We start from the raw sequence: 14,990 nt of genomic DNA, 5'->3' as shown, positions 1-14,990 counted from the left end.
TTTCGAATAACCCTCTAGAATATCGGAATATCGACCAGATCCTCAGAGGTGTTGAATGGCTTATTCCAGAAACCGGTCAAGCTTCTTTGAAGACCTGTTCGATCTCGCGACCCAGAGTCAAAAAGGCGCAATAATATCGTCGATCATAGGACTCTCGTTCCTCTTCGACCTTCCAAGGATCGTCATAGTCGATCTTTTCGGCGCCGGCCGGCCAGTCACCCAAGGTGTCCTGGGCGGAATAATGGCCTTTCTCTCCCCGCTTCTCAGCTTCATCGGCTGCCTTGTGATGGCATATGCTGGATGCCTTCTGATCACACGCTCCAAGAAGCCCAGCTATCTGAAAACCATCAAATCCAGACAGGCTAGTCAGGCCGCTGGGATAGTGGTTCTCCTCCTAGGGGGTGGCGCGCTTCTTTCTACATTTGCTGGCAAGTCATCTCAGATCGAGAAGATAGAGCCTCGATATGTTTCTCCAACAATTCCGCAGACGCCAACCCCAATTCAACTGACACAGCCGCCGCGCGTCGAAACGCCTGTCCGCCCTTCCCAGTCAAATGGACTGGCTTATGACACGCCATTCCCGGCAAACGGGAAGATTGAGCGGACGCTGGCCCTTACTGGCAACATCGCTCAGATGGAGATAAGAAACCTGAGCGGCCAGAACATGATTGCGATCTGGTATTACAATACGGCTGTCGGAGACCAGGAGGCCGCCAGGATGTACATAACGGCAGGGCAATCAGCGAGAATTGACCTCCCCACCTTCGACTATCGCTTGGCGGGGCTGTTTGCCAATCCAGAGCTCGGATTGGTTCGCGGCTTCACGCCAAATCAGATTCCCCGGGACTTCGGCTTCATCGATCTCAAGCGACCTGCCAGAATGCTTTCGTCACAGCCGACACTGTATGTCAAAACCTACGGGCAGAAGTCCTTTCGCCCAGGTTATGAAAAGCACGCTACGCGCTGATTAAATGAACTCTGTCCTGAAGGGCAGGTTCAGTAGGAAGGAAAGTGTTTCACTCCTTCGCGCTGGCGCCACGTTGGCAGCCTGCGATGACCGATCGCGAAGGAACCCATATGTTCGACGACCAAGGCTTTTGCCGCATCAGCGGCCGCACATTCATGCGCCGTGATGACATCGGCCCCGACCCGCATGCGGTGATGTCCGGCAACTTCGAGGACTGCAAAGCCGCCTGCGCGGAAATCGACGGATCCTTTCTCCTCGCGCCGGCGGCTGGTGTGCGCGGTCGCGCAACCTGGCTCGTTTGCCTGTGCATCGACCATTCGACGATGCGTCCAGACAACAGCGCAGAACGGGTCATCGCTTATGAGAGCGAGACCTCCGACTATTGGGTCAAGCGCAAGGGGAAGGGGCGGTTCGAACTGCTTCACAACGAGAGCTGCGGCGCCAGCGTGAAGGGCCAGTTCTCAGCCACCGCCGACCCGGCGCGCGCACTCGGCTGGGCAATGCGCGACCTCTTCCGGCGTGAGGTCGAAGAGGACTTCGTCCGGGCAGCCGCCTAAACCACTGCCGCTCTTGCACAATCCGGCTGGCCCAGTACGCCTATCCTCCATGGAGAAACGACCCATGCGCATCAAACTTGCCATCCTCGCGCTGATAGCCGCGATCCTGCCGACCCAAGCTGTCGCCCAGGCTGCCCCGAAACCCCCGCCGATTTACTACGCGCAGCCAAAGCCGCAGCAACCAGCCGAGCAGCCGCGCATGACGGAGCGCCAGCAGGAAATCATGCTCATCGCTCGGAATGCCGATGGCTACATCACCGAGGACTTGCATCGCGAGTTCTGGGACTCGATCCCGTTCAAAGACCGCCAGCTGGTCGAATTCAAGGCGCTCCTCGCCGATCTCGTCGACAGGGTCATCGGCCCCTCAGCAGAGCTCGGTTACGAGACCTGGCACAGTGCCGACCTCAGCTTGCGCGCCGGCCGCGTCGTTCGCTCCGAAAATCTCGATGCCGCCATCGAGGCCAGCCTCAGCGCTTCTGACATCCCCAGCTATCGCGAGAAAGCCCAAGAGTCCGTCGCCAGCGTCGATCGCATCCTCACCGCGGCCGCCGAGGGCACACCCCTTCAGACGGCCTACGGCCCGATGTTCATCAATGAAGATATCATCGCCACGACCCTTGCAGGCATCAAAGGCGGAACCCGACGGACCGAGTTGCTATTCAACCCCGTCTGGGATCCGTCCCCACGGCTCTACAAATATCCGAACGCCCATGTGTCCATACTAGCGCCGTGGGCACTCACGCCTGTCAGCAACACCATCACGCTCGAAAATGGGATGGTGTCCGACTTCCACCGGCTGGAGCAAACCGTTTCGGATAAGCAATGGGCTCATGTTGGCTTCGGTGATTACAGCCATGGCATCCAGACCGGGAAGGTTGACCTCTCTGACCCCTCAACCGCGGTCCTGAAGAACGTCCGCGCAGGCCTCAAGGGTGTAGGCGCAACTGCCATCAGCATCCCCAGTGCTCACAAGTGGAGGGGATACGTTTCCGCAGAGGTCAGCGGCTCCGTCGACTACGAGGCCGAGAAAGCATACGTCTCTCTTCGCAGCGTCTATCTCCCAGAGCACGAGGGCTTTCTGGTCTTCACAACGGTATCGATGATATCGCTCGCCGACAGCCAGCTCCTGCTCGACCAGCTAGAGGCCAACACCCAGGTCCTACGCTGACCCCGTCAGTTCACAGAGCACCTTAAACAAGCGGTCAACGTCTTCGATCGTTGACGCGTCCACCTCGACCTCCTTCTTCCCGAAGGAGATCGCAATCCCATTCGGACCATTCGGCCCGTGCAGCTTTTCGAGGTGCGTGACCAGATTGATCGCTCCCTCCCTGAAGGGAGGATTATCAAATCGGGTTAGACGGCCTGAGTACTGCTCAATCCCGAGAACGCGCCGACGGGTCACCACTATGAGCCCTTGGACCGATGTCCGCTCCGGTTTGTCCCCATCGGACACAGCCTTGAGATAGAGATCTCTCGCATTTTTCGGGCGCCAGCTGCCGACTTCTACATAGAGAGGGCGCTCATCCGCAGGAAGGTGCTCGATTGCTGCTTCCAAACACACCCCAAGGTGCCCCTGGTAGCGATCATTCACCCAGTCATCGGTCGGTATTTCACCCGTCCTCTTCGTTTCGCCGCCCCGGAACATATCCTTCTTCTGCGCGGCCCAAGCATCGAGATCGACTGGTTCAAGCATCAAACTCAACTCGCCTCCTTGGCTTTCAGTGCGTTCTTCACCTTCCGCCGAGTCTCGGCTTCCGCAGCGACCGCCGTTGGACGCATGTCGTATTCTGCAGGGAGCCTCCACCGACGCCGATACTCTGGCGACCTCATCGAATGAGCGGAGAGAAGGTGGCGAGGCAAACTCCTAACCTGGCGACCGCACTCGAGACAGCCGATTTTCTCCGGATCCGAGTGAGTGCTCTCGATAGGTATTGCGGGACCTAGGCTCAAAGCCCGCCTCTCGTCATTAGAACTCTCGGCGGGCTTCGCTGCTGCCGCAACAGGTCGGCTGGCGCGCAACTCCACTTTGAGCTGGAGTGCGCCAAGAACATCCATGATCTTGTCGAATTGGCAGGTCGGTTTTCCGTTCTCGAGATCGGAAACAAAGAACCGAGATGTCCCAGCCGTTTCCGCCAGCTGGAGAATCGACCAGCCGAGTTCATCCCGTCGCTGCTTCACAATGCGAGCGAGATCCAAAATCGATCCGACCTTCAATCTCTTAGATGTCGAGGAGCTTTTCGGCCTCACCATTGAATCGTCGCCCTTTGTGTTGGTGATCGCCAACATTCGATGTTGCCGTTCACCATCATCGATTATATGGTCGAATGCAAGAAGGACCTGCGTCATGTAGCCAGATCCCTTCAGCATTAGGGGTGCAGCGTGTGACGAAGCCAGAGAGGGCAGGGGTATCTGATGTTCAGCGGGACACGCTGTTCACCCACTTGCCGCCTCAACTCTTTGGCCCGCTGTCTTCACCCGCGCGCCGCGCATACGCTCGCCTCCTTCTCGCGCTCTATCACGAGTTCTTTGACGGCGAGGCCTTCGGCACTCATCGCAAGGAGGACATCATCTCCTTCATCGCGGTCGAGATCAGTCGCAATGCAGACATGGCAGACGAATTCGCTGCCGAATCCCACAATGCCGACCTCAGTCAGAACCCGGCCAACGTCTATCGCCGCTTGCTCGACGCCGGCTGGCTTGGCGAGCACATGCAGGGATACGTCATCGTCGTCGACATCGATGCCTCTGTCTCGATGCTTTACGAAGCCCTCGACAATATCGACAAGGGCGAGGCCATTCATTTCGGCGGAACGCTAGCCTCCATCGAAAGTGTCGTAGAGCGGCTGGGCGAAGAGCCTGAGGACAAAGCCCCATCGCTCGCTACTTGCGCGCAGCAGGCTCGTCGCTTTCAGCAGCACCTCACAGCGATCGTCGGCTCTCTCCGTCTCTACGAGAAGGAGATCACCTCGCGACCAGATCCCGCTCACATCCTCGCCCAGTTCTTCGACCAGTTCGTCGAGAAGACGCTGATTGTCGATTACAAGGCGCTCAAGACGCGCAACAACCCCTTCCGGCACCGCGATGCCATCATCGCCACTATCAGCCTCTACGAGGACGATGAGGAGCTTCTCGCGGCATTCGCCAAGGGATATCTCGACCAAGGGCTGGCTCCGACGCCCGAGGAGGCCCGGGCCAAGGTCGAGCAGCATCTCTACCTGGTCAAATCCGTGTTTTGGCGGGTTGAAGAGCGGCTGGAGGATATCGACGCATTCCGCATGCGCCTCGAAAAGCGCATCACTCGCACGATCGCCTACATGGGGCAGGTCGACGCCTCGATCACCGGGCGGATTACCAGCATACTCCAAGGTCTTACAGAACTTGGGCCGGATGACTCCGAGGTGCCTGTCGAATCCGACTTCACGCTCCATGCTCGTTGCTGGGGGCCTGACGACCTCGCCACACCCAAGACTGCCGTTCAGAAGGTCGAGCCCGCAGCGATGGTCATTCGCGAGCCAAACCCGCTCATCAAAGAATACGACCGCCGAAGGCGCGAATTCCTCTTGCGCCACAACATCAAGCCCGAACGCGTGGAATCCTACCTTGAAGCGGCGGCTGGGTCGCGCGCGTCAATGGATGCCTCCGACTTCACAGTCGAAGACACCGAGCAGGCTCTCATCTTCCAGCGTCTGCGCATGATTGCGACGCTTCCCGATTCCGACCTCTCTTCTCGGTGGAAAGTGACCTTCAAGGACGGTCCTCTCCTCGAGACCAAATACACCACCTGCAAGGACTTCCAGATCGAGCGTATTGCTCCGGAAGAGCGGAGCAATGCCGATGCTGTTTGACCTAGAAGATCTTCTCACCCGTCCGAAGAACCAAGACGTCGAGGCGTCTGAGTTTCGCGCGGCCGCCAGCCGCATGCTCACCCAGCAGACGCTGTTCCGCGACGACTGGAATTCCAAGAACCTCTACGAGTTCATCCTTCGGTTTCGGGTCTATTTCAGCGATCTCTTCGACGCTCTCGGCCTCGAAATGGTCATCTCGGAACGTGATCTCACCATTGTGCTGAAGCCCGCTGAGAGCCAGGCCAAGAAACGTCTCCCGATGGACGAGACTGTCATCCTACTGTCGCTCCGTGAGGCTTTCGAGCGCGGTGTGACCAGCTTTGACATCGGCGACTTTGGCGAGGTCGAGATTACCTCCATGGCGCTCCTTGAGCGCTACGAGGCGGTCACTGGGAAGCAGCGGCCCGCTTGGACGCGCGTTCATGCGATCCTGAAAGAGATAAAGCGACGCCGGATCATCGACTTCGGCGAAGAGTTCCCCGAGGAGAGCGGCGTCAGCATTATCGTGCGGCCTTCGATCCGCGAGATCACGGGCGAGGGCTACCTCACCCGCATCGAAGACTTCATCGCAGCTCAAAGCCCAGCAGAGGTCCTTACCTCGACTGACCGCGAGGAGCGGGCAACTGACAAGGAAAGCTTGACGGTTGCCGCAGAAGACGAGCCAGTCGCCGAAAATGACAGCGCTATTCCTGAACAACTGCCCGAAGCCGAACCCACCGAGGAACTTCCCGAATGATCTCCCTTTCGCGCATCGTCTTCGTCAACTGGTACACTTTCGGGATGCAGGACATCGATGTCCGCGGCTCGATTGGCCTCGTCGGTCCGAACGGCGCGGGTAAATCCTCCATTCTCGATGCCATCCAGGTAATCATCACCGGCAACAACAAGAACCACCTCTCGCTCAATGCCAGCAGCAACCAGAACGCCGGCCCTCGCAAGGCCGACGAGAAGCGTTCGGTTCGTGACTACTGCCTCGGCAAGATCCAGAACGACCAGCTGCGCCCCGAAAGCATCACCTATCTCGCCCTCGTATTCGAGCGTGAGCATGACAAGCGATGCTGGACTATCGGACTTGGCCTGAGCGCGCGCGAGCAGGACTCCTCGGAAGATATCCTTTGCGCGTTCATCGCTCCTGGCCAGTCACTGCGCGCCGAAGACTTCGTCGCTCGCGGTCCTGACGGACCTTATCCGCTTGATCACGAGGACCTCCTCGTGAAGCTCAAGCGTGTCCCCGGTTTCGAAAATCATGGCAACCGGCCCACCAACTTCACCAAGCACGTCCTCGATGCGCTCCGCGGCAAGCACTACAAGGCCGAGCCGAAACGGTTCCTCTCCTCCATCAAGAGCGCGCTGCGCTTCAAGGAGATGGAAAGCGCCAACCAGTTCGTGCGCAACTACCTTCTCGACGATGACAAGATCGACATCGAGGCGCTTCGCACATCGGTCGCCACCTGGCGCGGCTTTCAAGAAAAGATCGAGCAGCTCGAAGAGCAACGCGGCGTCGTTCTCGACGTCATCAACGAGTACCGCTCGCTCATCGACAGCGCGCTGGAGCAAAAGAGCATGCGCTGGGTCGAGCGCAAGGCAGAGCGCGACCGTCTCGAGAGGCATCTCTCCAACCTGAACAAGCAGCTCGAAGCCAAACGGCAGGAACTCAGCCAGCTCGAAGCAATCCTCGCCAGCACACGAAACCGCCGCCAAGCGACTGCCGATGAAATTGCTGACATCAGTCGATCGCTTGCGACGAACGACCTCGAACTCGCCATCAAGGACTTCAAGATACAGCTTGAAGGCGCACGAAAAGCCGAGGCGGAAGCTCAGCGCCACCGGGACGCCTACCTCCTGCTTCTCGGCAGTTCGACCTCCATTCTCTCGCAGATGGTGCAGACCTACGACAAAGGGCAATACATCGAAGCCAAAACTGCCTTCGAAGCCATTGTCTCCCGCATGGATGCGAGTGAGAAGCTCACTTCTCGCGAGGTCGACCTCGCTGTCCAGAATGCCATGGCGCCGGCCGAGGCCTATCAGGGTGAACTCAACAAGGCCTTCAGGAACGAAGCTGCCCGCACCCACCAGTTCCAAGCCAGCCTGAATGAGGCCCGCGATCAGCTTCGCGACGTGATTGCCGGCAAGGCCCTCATCCGGCACCAGACCCAGTCACTCATCGACCAGCTGGCTGCGCGAGACATCGAGGCGACGCCCGTTTCCACCCTCGTCGAAGTTCTCGACGAGGAATGGAGGGACGCTGTCGAAACCATTCTCGGGCCCGCACGCGAAGCTCTCATTGTCGATCCCCAGGATGCACGGGACGCTACGTCGTTCATGCGTCAGAACAGGGCTGATTTTGTTGGCTGTCAGATCGTCAACACGACCCGTACCAGAGAAATCGATCCCGAACCGCGGAACGACAGCCTGGCTGCAATCCTCTCCACGGACAATCCTCACGTCCGCGCATTCCTCAATCGCAGGCTCAACAACGTCGTCCGCGTGAAGACGGAAGACGAGCTGCTGAAGGTCGATCGCGGTATCACCCCAGATTGCATCGCTGCCTCGGGCGGCACAATCGAAGTCCGGCGCCCTGTCCAGCAGCATCTGCTCGGCAAGGACGCTCAGGCGCTCAATCGCCCGCTTCTCGAGCAGCGCATCGCTGAACTCGAACTCGATATTGACCGGGCCAACCGCCGTGAAGAAAATCTCCAGACGCTCGTCACTGCGCTGCGCGAATTTACGGCTGGCGTCCAGAAGGCAGAAGGGCTGTTCCCGCTCGAAAATGCCTTGAGCGATGCCTCTCGGCGCACGCTGGACCTCGAAGACAATATCCGTCGTCTCGAATCCGATCGCCCGGTCGAGGTCCGAGAGCGTCTCGACGACCTGCAAGCAGATCTTGAGCAGCTCAAGGAAGAGGAGGCCGAAGACGAACGGAAGGTGCGCGTTGCCCAGCATGAGCTTGGCAAGATCGACAATCAGATCACCGACACGGAAACCGGCGCCCAGATCAAAACAGAGGCCGCACGGGCTGCCTTCGATATGGTCGACGATATCTCGGATGACGAGCGCGCTTCACACCAGAGAGACTTCGACGCTCTCCTAGAGGGCTTCGAAAATCTGCCCTCGCTGCGAGAGGCTGCTAGAACCCAAGGAGCAGCAGCGGCTGGCCGCGTCGCCCGTTTGACCGGCTCGGCGCCCGTCAAGGCCTCGACATACGCCCGCGACTACGATGTGCCGGGCTGGGAGCCTGAGCTCGGCCAAGACCATCCTGCCGCCCTGGAATGGCTCAAGGAAAGCTTGGCCCTCATCGACAACCACCATCTCACCCAATACCGCGAGCAGGTCGAGACCGCCCGCGTGACGATGGAAGAGACGGTGCGTTCCGACCTTCTCCTGAAGCTCTACAGCCGTATCGATGGCGCCAAGGCTCAAATCCGGAACCTCAGCAACCAGCTGCGCACCCGCATTTTTCACCGCGAACGCTATGAGTTTACGGTCAAGCCGAACCCCGCCTATCACGACATCGTGCAGGTCGCGAAACGTATCCGCGAGAACCCTGCCGACGTCTCGACCCTGTTCAGCCCGGACGCTGAACTCGACGGGGAGATTGCTCGCGGCGTCGACAAGATCCGCGCCATGCTCGAAAGCGGCGAGGATGTCTCCGAAATCAGCGACTATCGCAATTACCTGCGCTTCGACCTGATCACTCGACGCATTGAAGACGACGAAATCGCATCGGAATACTCAAAGCGCCAAGGCACCGGCTCAGGCGGTGAGAAGCAGGTTCCCTTCTACATCGCAATCTCATGCGCTGTTGCGAACACCTGTCACCACAAGGAAACCGACCGCGATAAACTCGGCCTTGGTTTCGTGATGTTCGACGAGGCATTCAACAAGCTCGACGGCGCCAATACGAGTGCCTGTCTCTCCCTGATGAGCGAGTTCAATCTACAAGCGATCGTCTCTGCGCCATTCGAGAAGCAGCTCGCCTTCATGGAACACATGGACACCATCATCACGGTGAACCGCGTCGACACCTATACCCAGATCGATGTCGAATACCCGACAGATGCCGGCCGCGCTCTTTTTCGCGATTCCAATCCCGGCAATGTGCCGCTCGAAGAGTTCCTGAGCCAAAATCAGGACGAACAGCAAGACAACCTCATCAATGCGGCCGAGTGACTTTCCCAGCAATCCAGCGGTAAAGCTACTCTCGACGCTTTTCTCACGCGCTGACCGAATGAAGGTCAACGCGCGCATGCCTAGTCTCAAAGTCGACTTTGGCGATGCCACCAGTGCAGAGGTCCACACAGCCGAAAAATTGCTCGTCGAGGCAGAGAAAGCCCGCGCAATCACCATCGTTCGCCCAAAGCATGCAGAGCATATCCTTCAGCGTATTCGCCTGGCGGATGCCGGCGCGCTGGCGGACTTTCTAGGGAAGAGGCCCGCCGCAGACAAAGCCTCTGCTGTTCTCGACCGCATTGCTCCGCTCCTTGAAGGAGCGGCATCCTGGATACAGGATGAGATCGAAGCTGGCCTCCTCAAATGGAACCGCGGTGACCGCGCTTTCCGCATCGAGGCAAACAATCTCGACCGCATCGAGACATTCACAAAACTGCTCCTCGCAATCGACCGTGGAGTCGATGGGGTGGACCTCCGCACCTTCAGCAATGAAGCTGGTGTCGACAGCAAAGCTTTCGAGCGACACAAAGGTACGATCATCCAGATCGCCCGGCGCGCATTCGACTGGGAAGATGCTTCGGAGGAAGAAGTCCTGCAACAGCTCGGCTTCAGGCCCTTCTTCCAACTGGTCCACATCAAGGGCCCAATCTCCGTTCCTTCGATGAACCTAGATGCGTCGGCCGTTCATCCCTTCATCGGCCTGCCTCCCGGTGTCGGCTCAATGCTTCAGCTCCGGAAGCCGATCAAAGCGATCCTCACGGTCGAGAACCTCACTTCTTTCAACCGTCACACGCGAGAGGTCGACCAACCCGATGTCGCGGTCCTCTACTCCAGCGGATTTCCCGGCAGACCAGTCGTGGATGCGCTCTCACGGCTGGCGCAGATCGCCCCCGACGCGACCATCCATCACTGGGGCGATATCGATGTCGGTGGCATCCGCATTTTTCGGAACATCGAACAACGCATCGGGCGCCCTGTCCGACCACATCTGATGAACCGCGACCTGGCCGAACAACTTGGGAAACCCAAAGAACCCAAGCCTGCACTCGCTCGGATCGCCGGAGACAACTCCGGCGTTGCGGACCTTGCTGACTACCTTTCGAAAGGCCAGCCAAAGCATCTCGAACAGGAAATCGTATCTCCTCAGCAGGTTGAGTTGCCATCCTGAGGTTTATCTGTTGGCAGACACCATGAGAGTGAAACCCGCTATAATGAAAGCTGGGTGATATGCCCACATGACGTGAATTGGACGCCTAAATGACCGCTGCCGCCACCCGCCAGATCCTTGGCCTCGACGATGCAATCGCCGGGCAGCCGATCGATGAAATCGTTGGCAGCCAAAAGACCGGCGACGAAGTCACGGACCGGGCGATGGACGCAACGGGGCTTTACCTCCTCGCGCGCCTACGCGGCCACATCGTCGATGACGGCGACGCAGAGCTCTTCTCGAGCCAGTCCAACGCCGCCAAGAACGACGCTCGAGGTATAGTTCTCGAAAGCGCAGGCAACATCGAACCATTCCAAAACCTGAAAGCGGCAGTCACCCCAGCCGAAATGAATGCCAAGCCGACCGACCTTGAAGTCTCGGCTGGCATCAGCGACCCGGCTTCACGGGCAACCATACGTCTCGGGTTTGACTGCTCGCTCATCACACACGCTGTCCGCGGCTCCGACATTCCCCAGACCCATGAGGATTATCTCGTAGCTCTTCGCTACGTCACCAATCGCTGGAGTATATGGCTCACGAGCGGCTTTCTCCCAGTTCGGAGTTTCCACGACCTCTCTGGTGTGCAGCTCGTCTACCTTACAGAACTCATCCTGGCGGACTGGCATGACAGTCCGGACAGAAAGATGATCTCGCATCTTGCCCGGGTAAGCCAAGAACTCGGCGTCTCGATGAAAACCGCATATTCCGACGGGCTCGCGCGGAACATGGTTCGCACCCTTCAGCACGCCAAGGATACCGGAGACACCGACAGCATCCTCGCATGCACAAAGGCCAGTGGTTTGCGATCGGGCACAGTCATGGCCCTGGCCACCGCCCTTCACGACATCCGAACAAGATATCGCCATGGCCAGCGCGCGCCCTCGCAGGTCGAGCCGTCGGTCGAGGACGCATTCGCTTTCATCGCTCGGACATCCGTGCGGCGCGGTTCCGCGCCTATCGAGCGATACGAAGCCGAACGACTTCCCAATGGCGAAGCCAACACCGGTGTGCTTGAGCAATATCTCGACGACCACATTCACTATGCGATTATTGGAGTGCTTCTCGAGGTGAGGGATGACCCGATCCCCTCCCACCTCCTAGACCGGTCCATGTCTGCCATTCTCAACGCCGTCTCATCCGACATGCGCCAGCAGTTCGACATCGCAGACCTTCTCGCACTCGATTCAGCGGAAATTTACCGGCGGGCGCGTCGGGAAGTGAGAACAGCCCTCGCGCTGTTCTTCGCTGACACCGAGCTCAAGTTCTCCTAAGGCGATATGGCCCGCAAGACCTCTCCTCGACTTGACCGGAGGGAAACCCTCCTCTGGGTCGAGTTCGCGATCTTTGCCGCGCTCCAGATCTACTTCATCTACGAGATGGTCCGCTCGGCTATCGCCTCGCTCTGACCCTCCATAATTGAGGCATGAGAAAACTCATGCAATGGACGGTATCTCAGGCTGAGAACCGTTTAGGAATGAAAGCTTTATGCCCACGACCAAAGACCACAGCATGTCCGAGCCGGCCCTCCTGCACAAAGACATCACTTTCCGTTGGGCAGGCTTCATGCTTCCAATCGCGCTCGCGTTCCTCGCCGCGATGAAAGCTGACATTGTGCCAGCCGCCTATTTGAACCTGGCATCGTCGTCGAACGCTGTCGTCTGGTCGTTGCAGATGTTCTCCATCTCGCTCCTGCCGCTGATCTTCATCTTCCTCCTCATCGACCTTCAGATCGAGAAGCGGCCGCAGCTCGCGCCTTATGTCTATGCGCCGCTGTGGATGATCTCTCCTCTGGTCGCTCCTATCCATCCTCTGATGTCGTACAGCCTCGCTCTCGGCGTCGGATCGAGCTTGTTTGCTCTATACCGGCTCGATGCACACATCCTCATTTCTCGAAAGGCTGGAGTGCCAGCATGACTATTCGCGAACGCCTCAGCCCATCTCCGAAGGTCCGAGCCTTCCTATCGGTCGTGAACGCATGGTTCTTATTCCATTGCCCGGCGGCTGGTGCATTCGTCATGGCGGCCGGCGCCGGAATGATCCCTTGCGCCGATTACGTCGACAACGTCTCGATCGCGCTCATCGTCTACACTCTGCTGATGCCGGTAAGCGCAATCGTCTTCGTGCCGCTCTACTTCCTGATGCGCCGTCGCCCCGAAACGCTCCCGATGCTGTTTGCACCCTTCTACGCGCTCGCCGCTGGCGTCGCAGGACTGGCCTTCATCGACGGCGAACCTGATCGCATCCGCTATCTCTACGCTGTCAGTTTCGCTCTTATCGCGGGCTCTACCGCCGTGCTCTTCATCCAGCACGAGCTTGGGCTGGGCGACTTCAAAAAGCGCGACCACCAGGCTGACTACGAGACGATCCGCCAGAATTGGCTCAATCGGCATGACGCAGTTCAAATGCTCCATTCCAAGAACCCGGAAGGCGAACGCCCGTGAAATACGCACTCATGACCTGGGCGACCATCTTTGGTGTCGCTAGCCTTTCCGTCGCCGTCGCTGGATGTGACGGCTCTGCCCTCGACGACCCTATCATCGATGGTCAGCCCGCATTCTGGCAGGAAGCTGACGCATTCGCCGAGAGCGAAGGCAGCTACCTCAATGTGAACGTCTACACCGATCGCGAGCGCGGCCACTACCTTGAAATGCAGTTCCAGTGCTATCGCGATACCAGCGCCGATATGCTGAGCGAGTTCAACATCCTCATCAATTCGCGGAGCGAGGATTTCGACACGATCTACGACCCGCCCATGATCGATGCCGTCCTCTACAAGATCGACGGCCAGTCCGCGCGCCTGTATCGCGATGACTACGACAACCGGCCGCGGACGCTCTTCCGGAACACGACCCTCAACGGCGCCAAGATCTTCTACCCCGACGCGGAAGGCAACATGCCCAAGCGAGTCAGCTTCCGTTTCGTCACCGGGGCAAACGCCATGGACGTACGCATGGGCAAGATCGACGCTCTTTCCCGCTCGGAAGCGACCGACCTCACCATCGATGCCTCTGATCCGCAGGTCGATATGTTCCTCCGCGCATGCTCACCCGAAGGATTCCGCTTATGAATCTGCAGACTGCAACCTATCACTGGCGTTCCCGCGACGGCGCTGAAGCCACCGTCTCGTTGGACAATCCCACCTCCCGCGAACAGGCCGACGAATTCGCTCGTTCTGTCGGCTGGCCTGGCCATGCCGGCACGCGCTGGGACTATCTCAAAGATGACCTGCGCGCTTTGCGGACAGCGCTCGCCAAGCTCGCGTCGCTCCGCATCCGGGACATCTTCTAGGGCGGCGTAATCCTCACGCCTTTGGGCTTCAGTGGATGAGACAAAGCTCAACGCTGAAGGAAAAGGCTCACTCATGTCCACTCGCTCGACCAGGCGCGAGGTCCGTAATCCGGTCCTCGCTCTTCCGGCTGCCCAGCGCCTGCAGGAGGCGCCGCAGGACACCCGGGATCTGCTTCGCAATCTCCTTCTCGACCTGAAAAAGGACGCTGCGGAGCGTGCCTCGGAATGCTGGCGCAAACACAAGGCACCCATGGCCGTCTACTGGAAGGCTGTCTCCGTCTACGCCGGCCACATTGCTCGCGTCCTCAAGACGCCGAACTGACCCTCACACAAGGATACCCCATGTCGAAGTTCACCGCCCACGTCGAAGGCCGCAGCGGCTCGGAATGGTTCCACGCCAAGACCGAAGATGGTCTGCGCGACGAGCTCAAGAAATACTACGACGAGAACCTCGCCCAAGAATGGGGCTACCTCGACGACGACGTCGACCTTGAAGGCGTCGTCGAAGCCATCGAGCAGGAATACAACTGCTCGTGGGAGGAGGAGGGCCGCGCGCCTGAGCACGAAGCTCTCCTCAATGCTGCCCGCGCATTGCTCGCCCATCCTCTCGGCCAGAACGGACAGCTAACCGTCAAGGCCTTCCAGGACCTTCATGAAGCTGTGAAGCTGCATGACGACGATGAAGACGCCGAGCCCGTCCGCACGCCCACGCCCGCCAGCGTACGCGGCCACTGACGCGCCAGCCGCCCGACCTTCCTCTCTCTCAAGGATACTCCCATGCTTCGCAAGATCCGCAACACGCTCCTCTTCGCCTTCGTTCAGGGTTTCATCGAGAACCTCGACGGCTGCGGCGGCCGCACCCATCCGACCAATGCCGACTGGAACGAGGCCTACGACCGCGGCATGAATTTCGCAGACTTCGTCACCGGCAACCGCGAACCGGCCTGACCCGCCCA

General features: G+C 59.0%; 18 protein-coding genes. 16 read left to right on the top strand and 2 right to left on the bottom strand.

The genetic code is table 11. The features are described 5' to 3' along the window. Positions 1-55 precede the first annotated feature (55 nt). The 3 genes from DVR09_RS16420 (at position 56) to DVR09_RS16410 (ending at position 2,692) form a co-directional block, all read left to right on the top strand. The gene (locus DVR09_RS16420) at positions 56-967 is read left to right on the top strand and encodes a hypothetical protein (RefSeq protein WP_162815063.1); all 912 of its coding nucleotides are present in this window, start codon (positions 56-58) and stop codon (positions 965-967) included. Between the two features lie 110 nt (positions 968-1,077). Then, positions 1,078-1,524: a hypothetical protein gene (locus tag DVR09_RS16415; protein ID WP_162815062.1), complete on the top strand. Its 447-nt coding sequence runs from the start codon at positions 1,078-1,080 to the stop codon at positions 1,522-1,524. Positions 1,525-1,588: 64 nt separating this feature from the next. Next, positions 1,589-2,692, top strand: a complete 1,104-nt coding sequence (locus DVR09_RS16410) for a hypothetical protein (protein ID WP_115418348.1) — start codon at positions 1,589-1,591, stop codon at positions 2,690-2,692. Here the strand turns inward: DVR09_RS16410 and DVR09_RS16405 are convergent. Both DVR09_RS16405 and DVR09_RS16400 read right to left on the bottom strand, forming a co-directional pair. Then, positions 2,684-3,226 carry a hypothetical protein gene (locus tag DVR09_RS16405; RefSeq protein ID WP_162815061.1) on the bottom strand — a complete coding sequence of 181 codons (543 nt, stop codon included), beginning with the start codon at positions 3,224-3,226 and terminating at the stop codon, positions 2,684-2,686. The genes DVR09_RS16410 and DVR09_RS16405 overlap by 9 nt on opposite strands. Then, positions 3,223-3,870 carry a MucR family transcriptional regulator gene (locus DVR09_RS16400; RefSeq protein ID WP_162815060.1) on the bottom strand — a complete coding sequence of 216 codons (648 nt, stop codon included), beginning with the start codon at positions 3,868-3,870 and terminating at the stop codon, positions 3,223-3,225. Before DVR09_RS16400 ends, DVR09_RS16405 begins: the two co-directional genes overlap by 4 nt. Before the next feature lie 35 nt (positions 3,871-3,905). On the opposite strand from DVR09_RS16400, the gene DVR09_RS16395 reads away from it, so the two are divergent. The 13 genes from DVR09_RS16395 (at position 3,906) to DVR09_RS17320 (ending at position 14,982) form a co-directional block, all read left to right on the top strand. Further along, on the top strand, positions 3,906-5,369 hold the full coding sequence (locus tag DVR09_RS16395) for a Wadjet anti-phage system protein JetA family protein (protein WP_162815059.1): 1,464 nt from the start codon (positions 3,906-3,908) through the stop codon (positions 5,367-5,369). Continuing rightward, positions 5,353-6,105: a DUF4194 domain-containing protein gene (locus tag DVR09_RS16390; protein ID WP_115418344.1), complete on the top strand. Its 753-nt coding sequence runs from the start codon at positions 5,353-5,355 to the stop codon at positions 6,103-6,105. Before DVR09_RS16395 ends, DVR09_RS16390 begins: the two co-directional genes overlap by 17 nt. Further along, positions 6,102-9,539, top strand: coding sequence for an SbcC/MukB-like Walker B domain-containing protein (locus tag DVR09_RS16385; protein ID WP_115418343.1), 3,438 nt, complete (start codon positions 6,102-6,104; stop codon positions 9,537-9,539). Before DVR09_RS16390 ends, DVR09_RS16385 begins: the two co-directional genes overlap by 4 nt. A 76-nt stretch (positions 9,540-9,615) precedes the next feature. After that, positions 9,616-10,707: a Wadjet anti-phage system protein JetD domain-containing protein gene (locus tag DVR09_RS16380; protein WP_162815058.1), complete on the top strand. Its 1,092-nt coding sequence runs from the start codon at positions 9,616-9,618 to the stop codon at positions 10,705-10,707. An 89-nt stretch (positions 10,708-10,796) separates the two neighbouring features. Further along, positions 10,797-12,017 carry a hypothetical protein gene (locus tag DVR09_RS16375; protein ID WP_115418341.1) on the top strand — a complete coding sequence of 407 codons (1,221 nt, stop codon included), beginning with the start codon at positions 10,797-10,799 and terminating at the stop codon, positions 12,015-12,017. A 6-nt stretch (positions 12,018-12,023) separates the two neighbouring features. Beyond that, complete coding sequence (locus DVR09_RS17830; protein WP_267899717.1) at positions 12,024-12,152, top strand: hypothetical protein; 129 nt, start codon at positions 12,024-12,026, stop codon at positions 12,150-12,152. Between the two features lie 79 nt (positions 12,153-12,231). Further along, entirely contained in the window at positions 12,232-12,660 is a 429-nt protein-coding gene (locus tag DVR09_RS16370; protein WP_115418340.1) for a hypothetical protein, read from the top strand. Then, on the top strand, positions 12,657-13,187 hold the full coding sequence (locus DVR09_RS16365) for a hypothetical protein (protein WP_115418339.1): 531 nt from the start codon (positions 12,657-12,659) through the stop codon (positions 13,185-13,187). The genes DVR09_RS16370 and DVR09_RS16365 overlap by 4 nt, the downstream gene beginning before the upstream one ends. After that, positions 13,184-13,813, top strand: a complete 630-nt coding sequence (locus tag DVR09_RS16360) for a hypothetical protein (RefSeq protein ID WP_162815057.1) — start codon at positions 13,184-13,186, stop codon at positions 13,811-13,813. The genes DVR09_RS16365 and DVR09_RS16360 overlap by 4 nt, the downstream gene beginning before the upstream one ends. After that, positions 13,810-14,034, top strand: coding sequence for a hypothetical protein (locus DVR09_RS17720; RefSeq protein ID WP_234041632.1), 225 nt, complete (start codon positions 13,810-13,812; stop codon positions 14,032-14,034). Before DVR09_RS16360 ends, DVR09_RS17720 begins: the two co-directional genes overlap by 4 nt. 73 nt (positions 14,035-14,107) lie before the next feature. Beyond that, the gene (locus DVR09_RS16350) at positions 14,108-14,356 is read left to right on the top strand and encodes a hypothetical protein (RefSeq protein ID WP_115418337.1); all 249 of its coding nucleotides are present in this window, start codon (positions 14,108-14,110) and stop codon (positions 14,354-14,356) included. Positions 14,357-14,376: 20 nt separating this feature from the next. Then, positions 14,377-14,769 (top strand): hypothetical protein, encoded by a 393-nt coding sequence (locus DVR09_RS16345; protein ID WP_115418336.1) that lies wholly within the window; start codon positions 14,377-14,379, stop codon positions 14,767-14,769. A gap of 42 nt (positions 14,770-14,811) precedes the next feature. Next, positions 14,812-14,982, top strand: coding sequence for a hypothetical protein (locus tag DVR09_RS17320; protein WP_162815056.1), 171 nt, complete (start codon positions 14,812-14,814; stop codon positions 14,980-14,982). Positions 14,983-14,990: the final 8 nt, after the last annotated feature.

This window comes from Erythrobacter aureus, from assembly GCF_003355455.1.
Lineage (GTDB): Bacteria > Pseudomonadota > Alphaproteobacteria > Sphingomonadales > Sphingomonadaceae > Qipengyuania > Qipengyuania aurea.
This window is presented reverse-complemented; position numbering and strand designations above follow the sequence as displayed.

What these genes read in the sequence shown, in the direction of transcription:
- DVR09_RS16420 (WP_162815063.1), top strand. Translation starts at nt 56, where the DNA reads ATGGCTTATTCCAGAAACCGGTCAAGCTTCTTTGAAGACCTGTTCGAT.
- DVR09_RS16415 (WP_162815062.1), top strand. Translation starts at nt 1,078, where the DNA reads ATGTTCGACGACCAAGGCTTTTGCCGCATCAGCGGCCGCACATTCATG.
- DVR09_RS16410 (WP_115418348.1), top strand. Translation starts at nt 1,589, where the DNA reads ATGCGCATCAAACTTGCCATCCTCGCGCTGATAGCCGCGATCCTGCCG.
- DVR09_RS16400 (WP_162815060.1), bottom strand. Translation starts at nt 3,870, where the DNA reads ATGACGCAGGTCCTTCTTGCATTCGACCATATAATCGATGATGGTGAA.
- DVR09_RS16390 (WP_115418344.1), top strand. Translation starts at nt 5,353, where the DNA reads ATGCCGATGCTGTTTGACCTAGAAGATCTTCTCACCCGTCCGAAGAAC.
- DVR09_RS16385 (WP_115418343.1), top strand. Translation starts at nt 6,102, where the DNA reads ATGATCTCCCTTTCGCGCATCGTCTTCGTCAACTGGTACACTTTCGGG.
- DVR09_RS16380 (WP_162815058.1), top strand. Translation starts at nt 9,616, where the DNA reads ATGCCTAGTCTCAAAGTCGACTTTGGCGATGCCACCAGTGCAGAGGTC.
- DVR09_RS16375 (WP_115418341.1), top strand. Translation starts at nt 10,797, where the DNA reads ATGACCGCTGCCGCCACCCGCCAGATCCTTGGCCTCGACGATGCAATC.
- DVR09_RS17830 (WP_267899717.1), top strand. Translation starts at nt 12,024, where the DNA reads ATGGCCCGCAAGACCTCTCCTCGACTTGACCGGAGGGAAACCCTCCTC.
- DVR09_RS16370 (WP_115418340.1), top strand. Translation starts at nt 12,232, where the DNA reads ATGCCCACGACCAAAGACCACAGCATGTCCGAGCCGGCCCTCCTGCAC.
- DVR09_RS16365 (WP_115418339.1), top strand. Translation starts at nt 12,657, where the DNA reads ATGACTATTCGCGAACGCCTCAGCCCATCTCCGAAGGTCCGAGCCTTC.
- DVR09_RS17720 (WP_234041632.1), top strand. Translation starts at nt 13,810, where the DNA reads ATGAATCTGCAGACTGCAACCTATCACTGGCGTTCCCGCGACGGCGCT.
- DVR09_RS16350 (WP_115418337.1), top strand. Translation starts at nt 14,108, where the DNA reads ATGTCCACTCGCTCGACCAGGCGCGAGGTCCGTAATCCGGTCCTCGCT.
- DVR09_RS16345 (WP_115418336.1), top strand. Translation starts at nt 14,377, where the DNA reads ATGTCGAAGTTCACCGCCCACGTCGAAGGCCGCAGCGGCTCGGAATGG.
- DVR09_RS17320 (WP_162815056.1), top strand. Translation starts at nt 14,812, where the DNA reads ATGCTTCGCAAGATCCGCAACACGCTCCTCTTCGCCTTCGTTCAGGGT.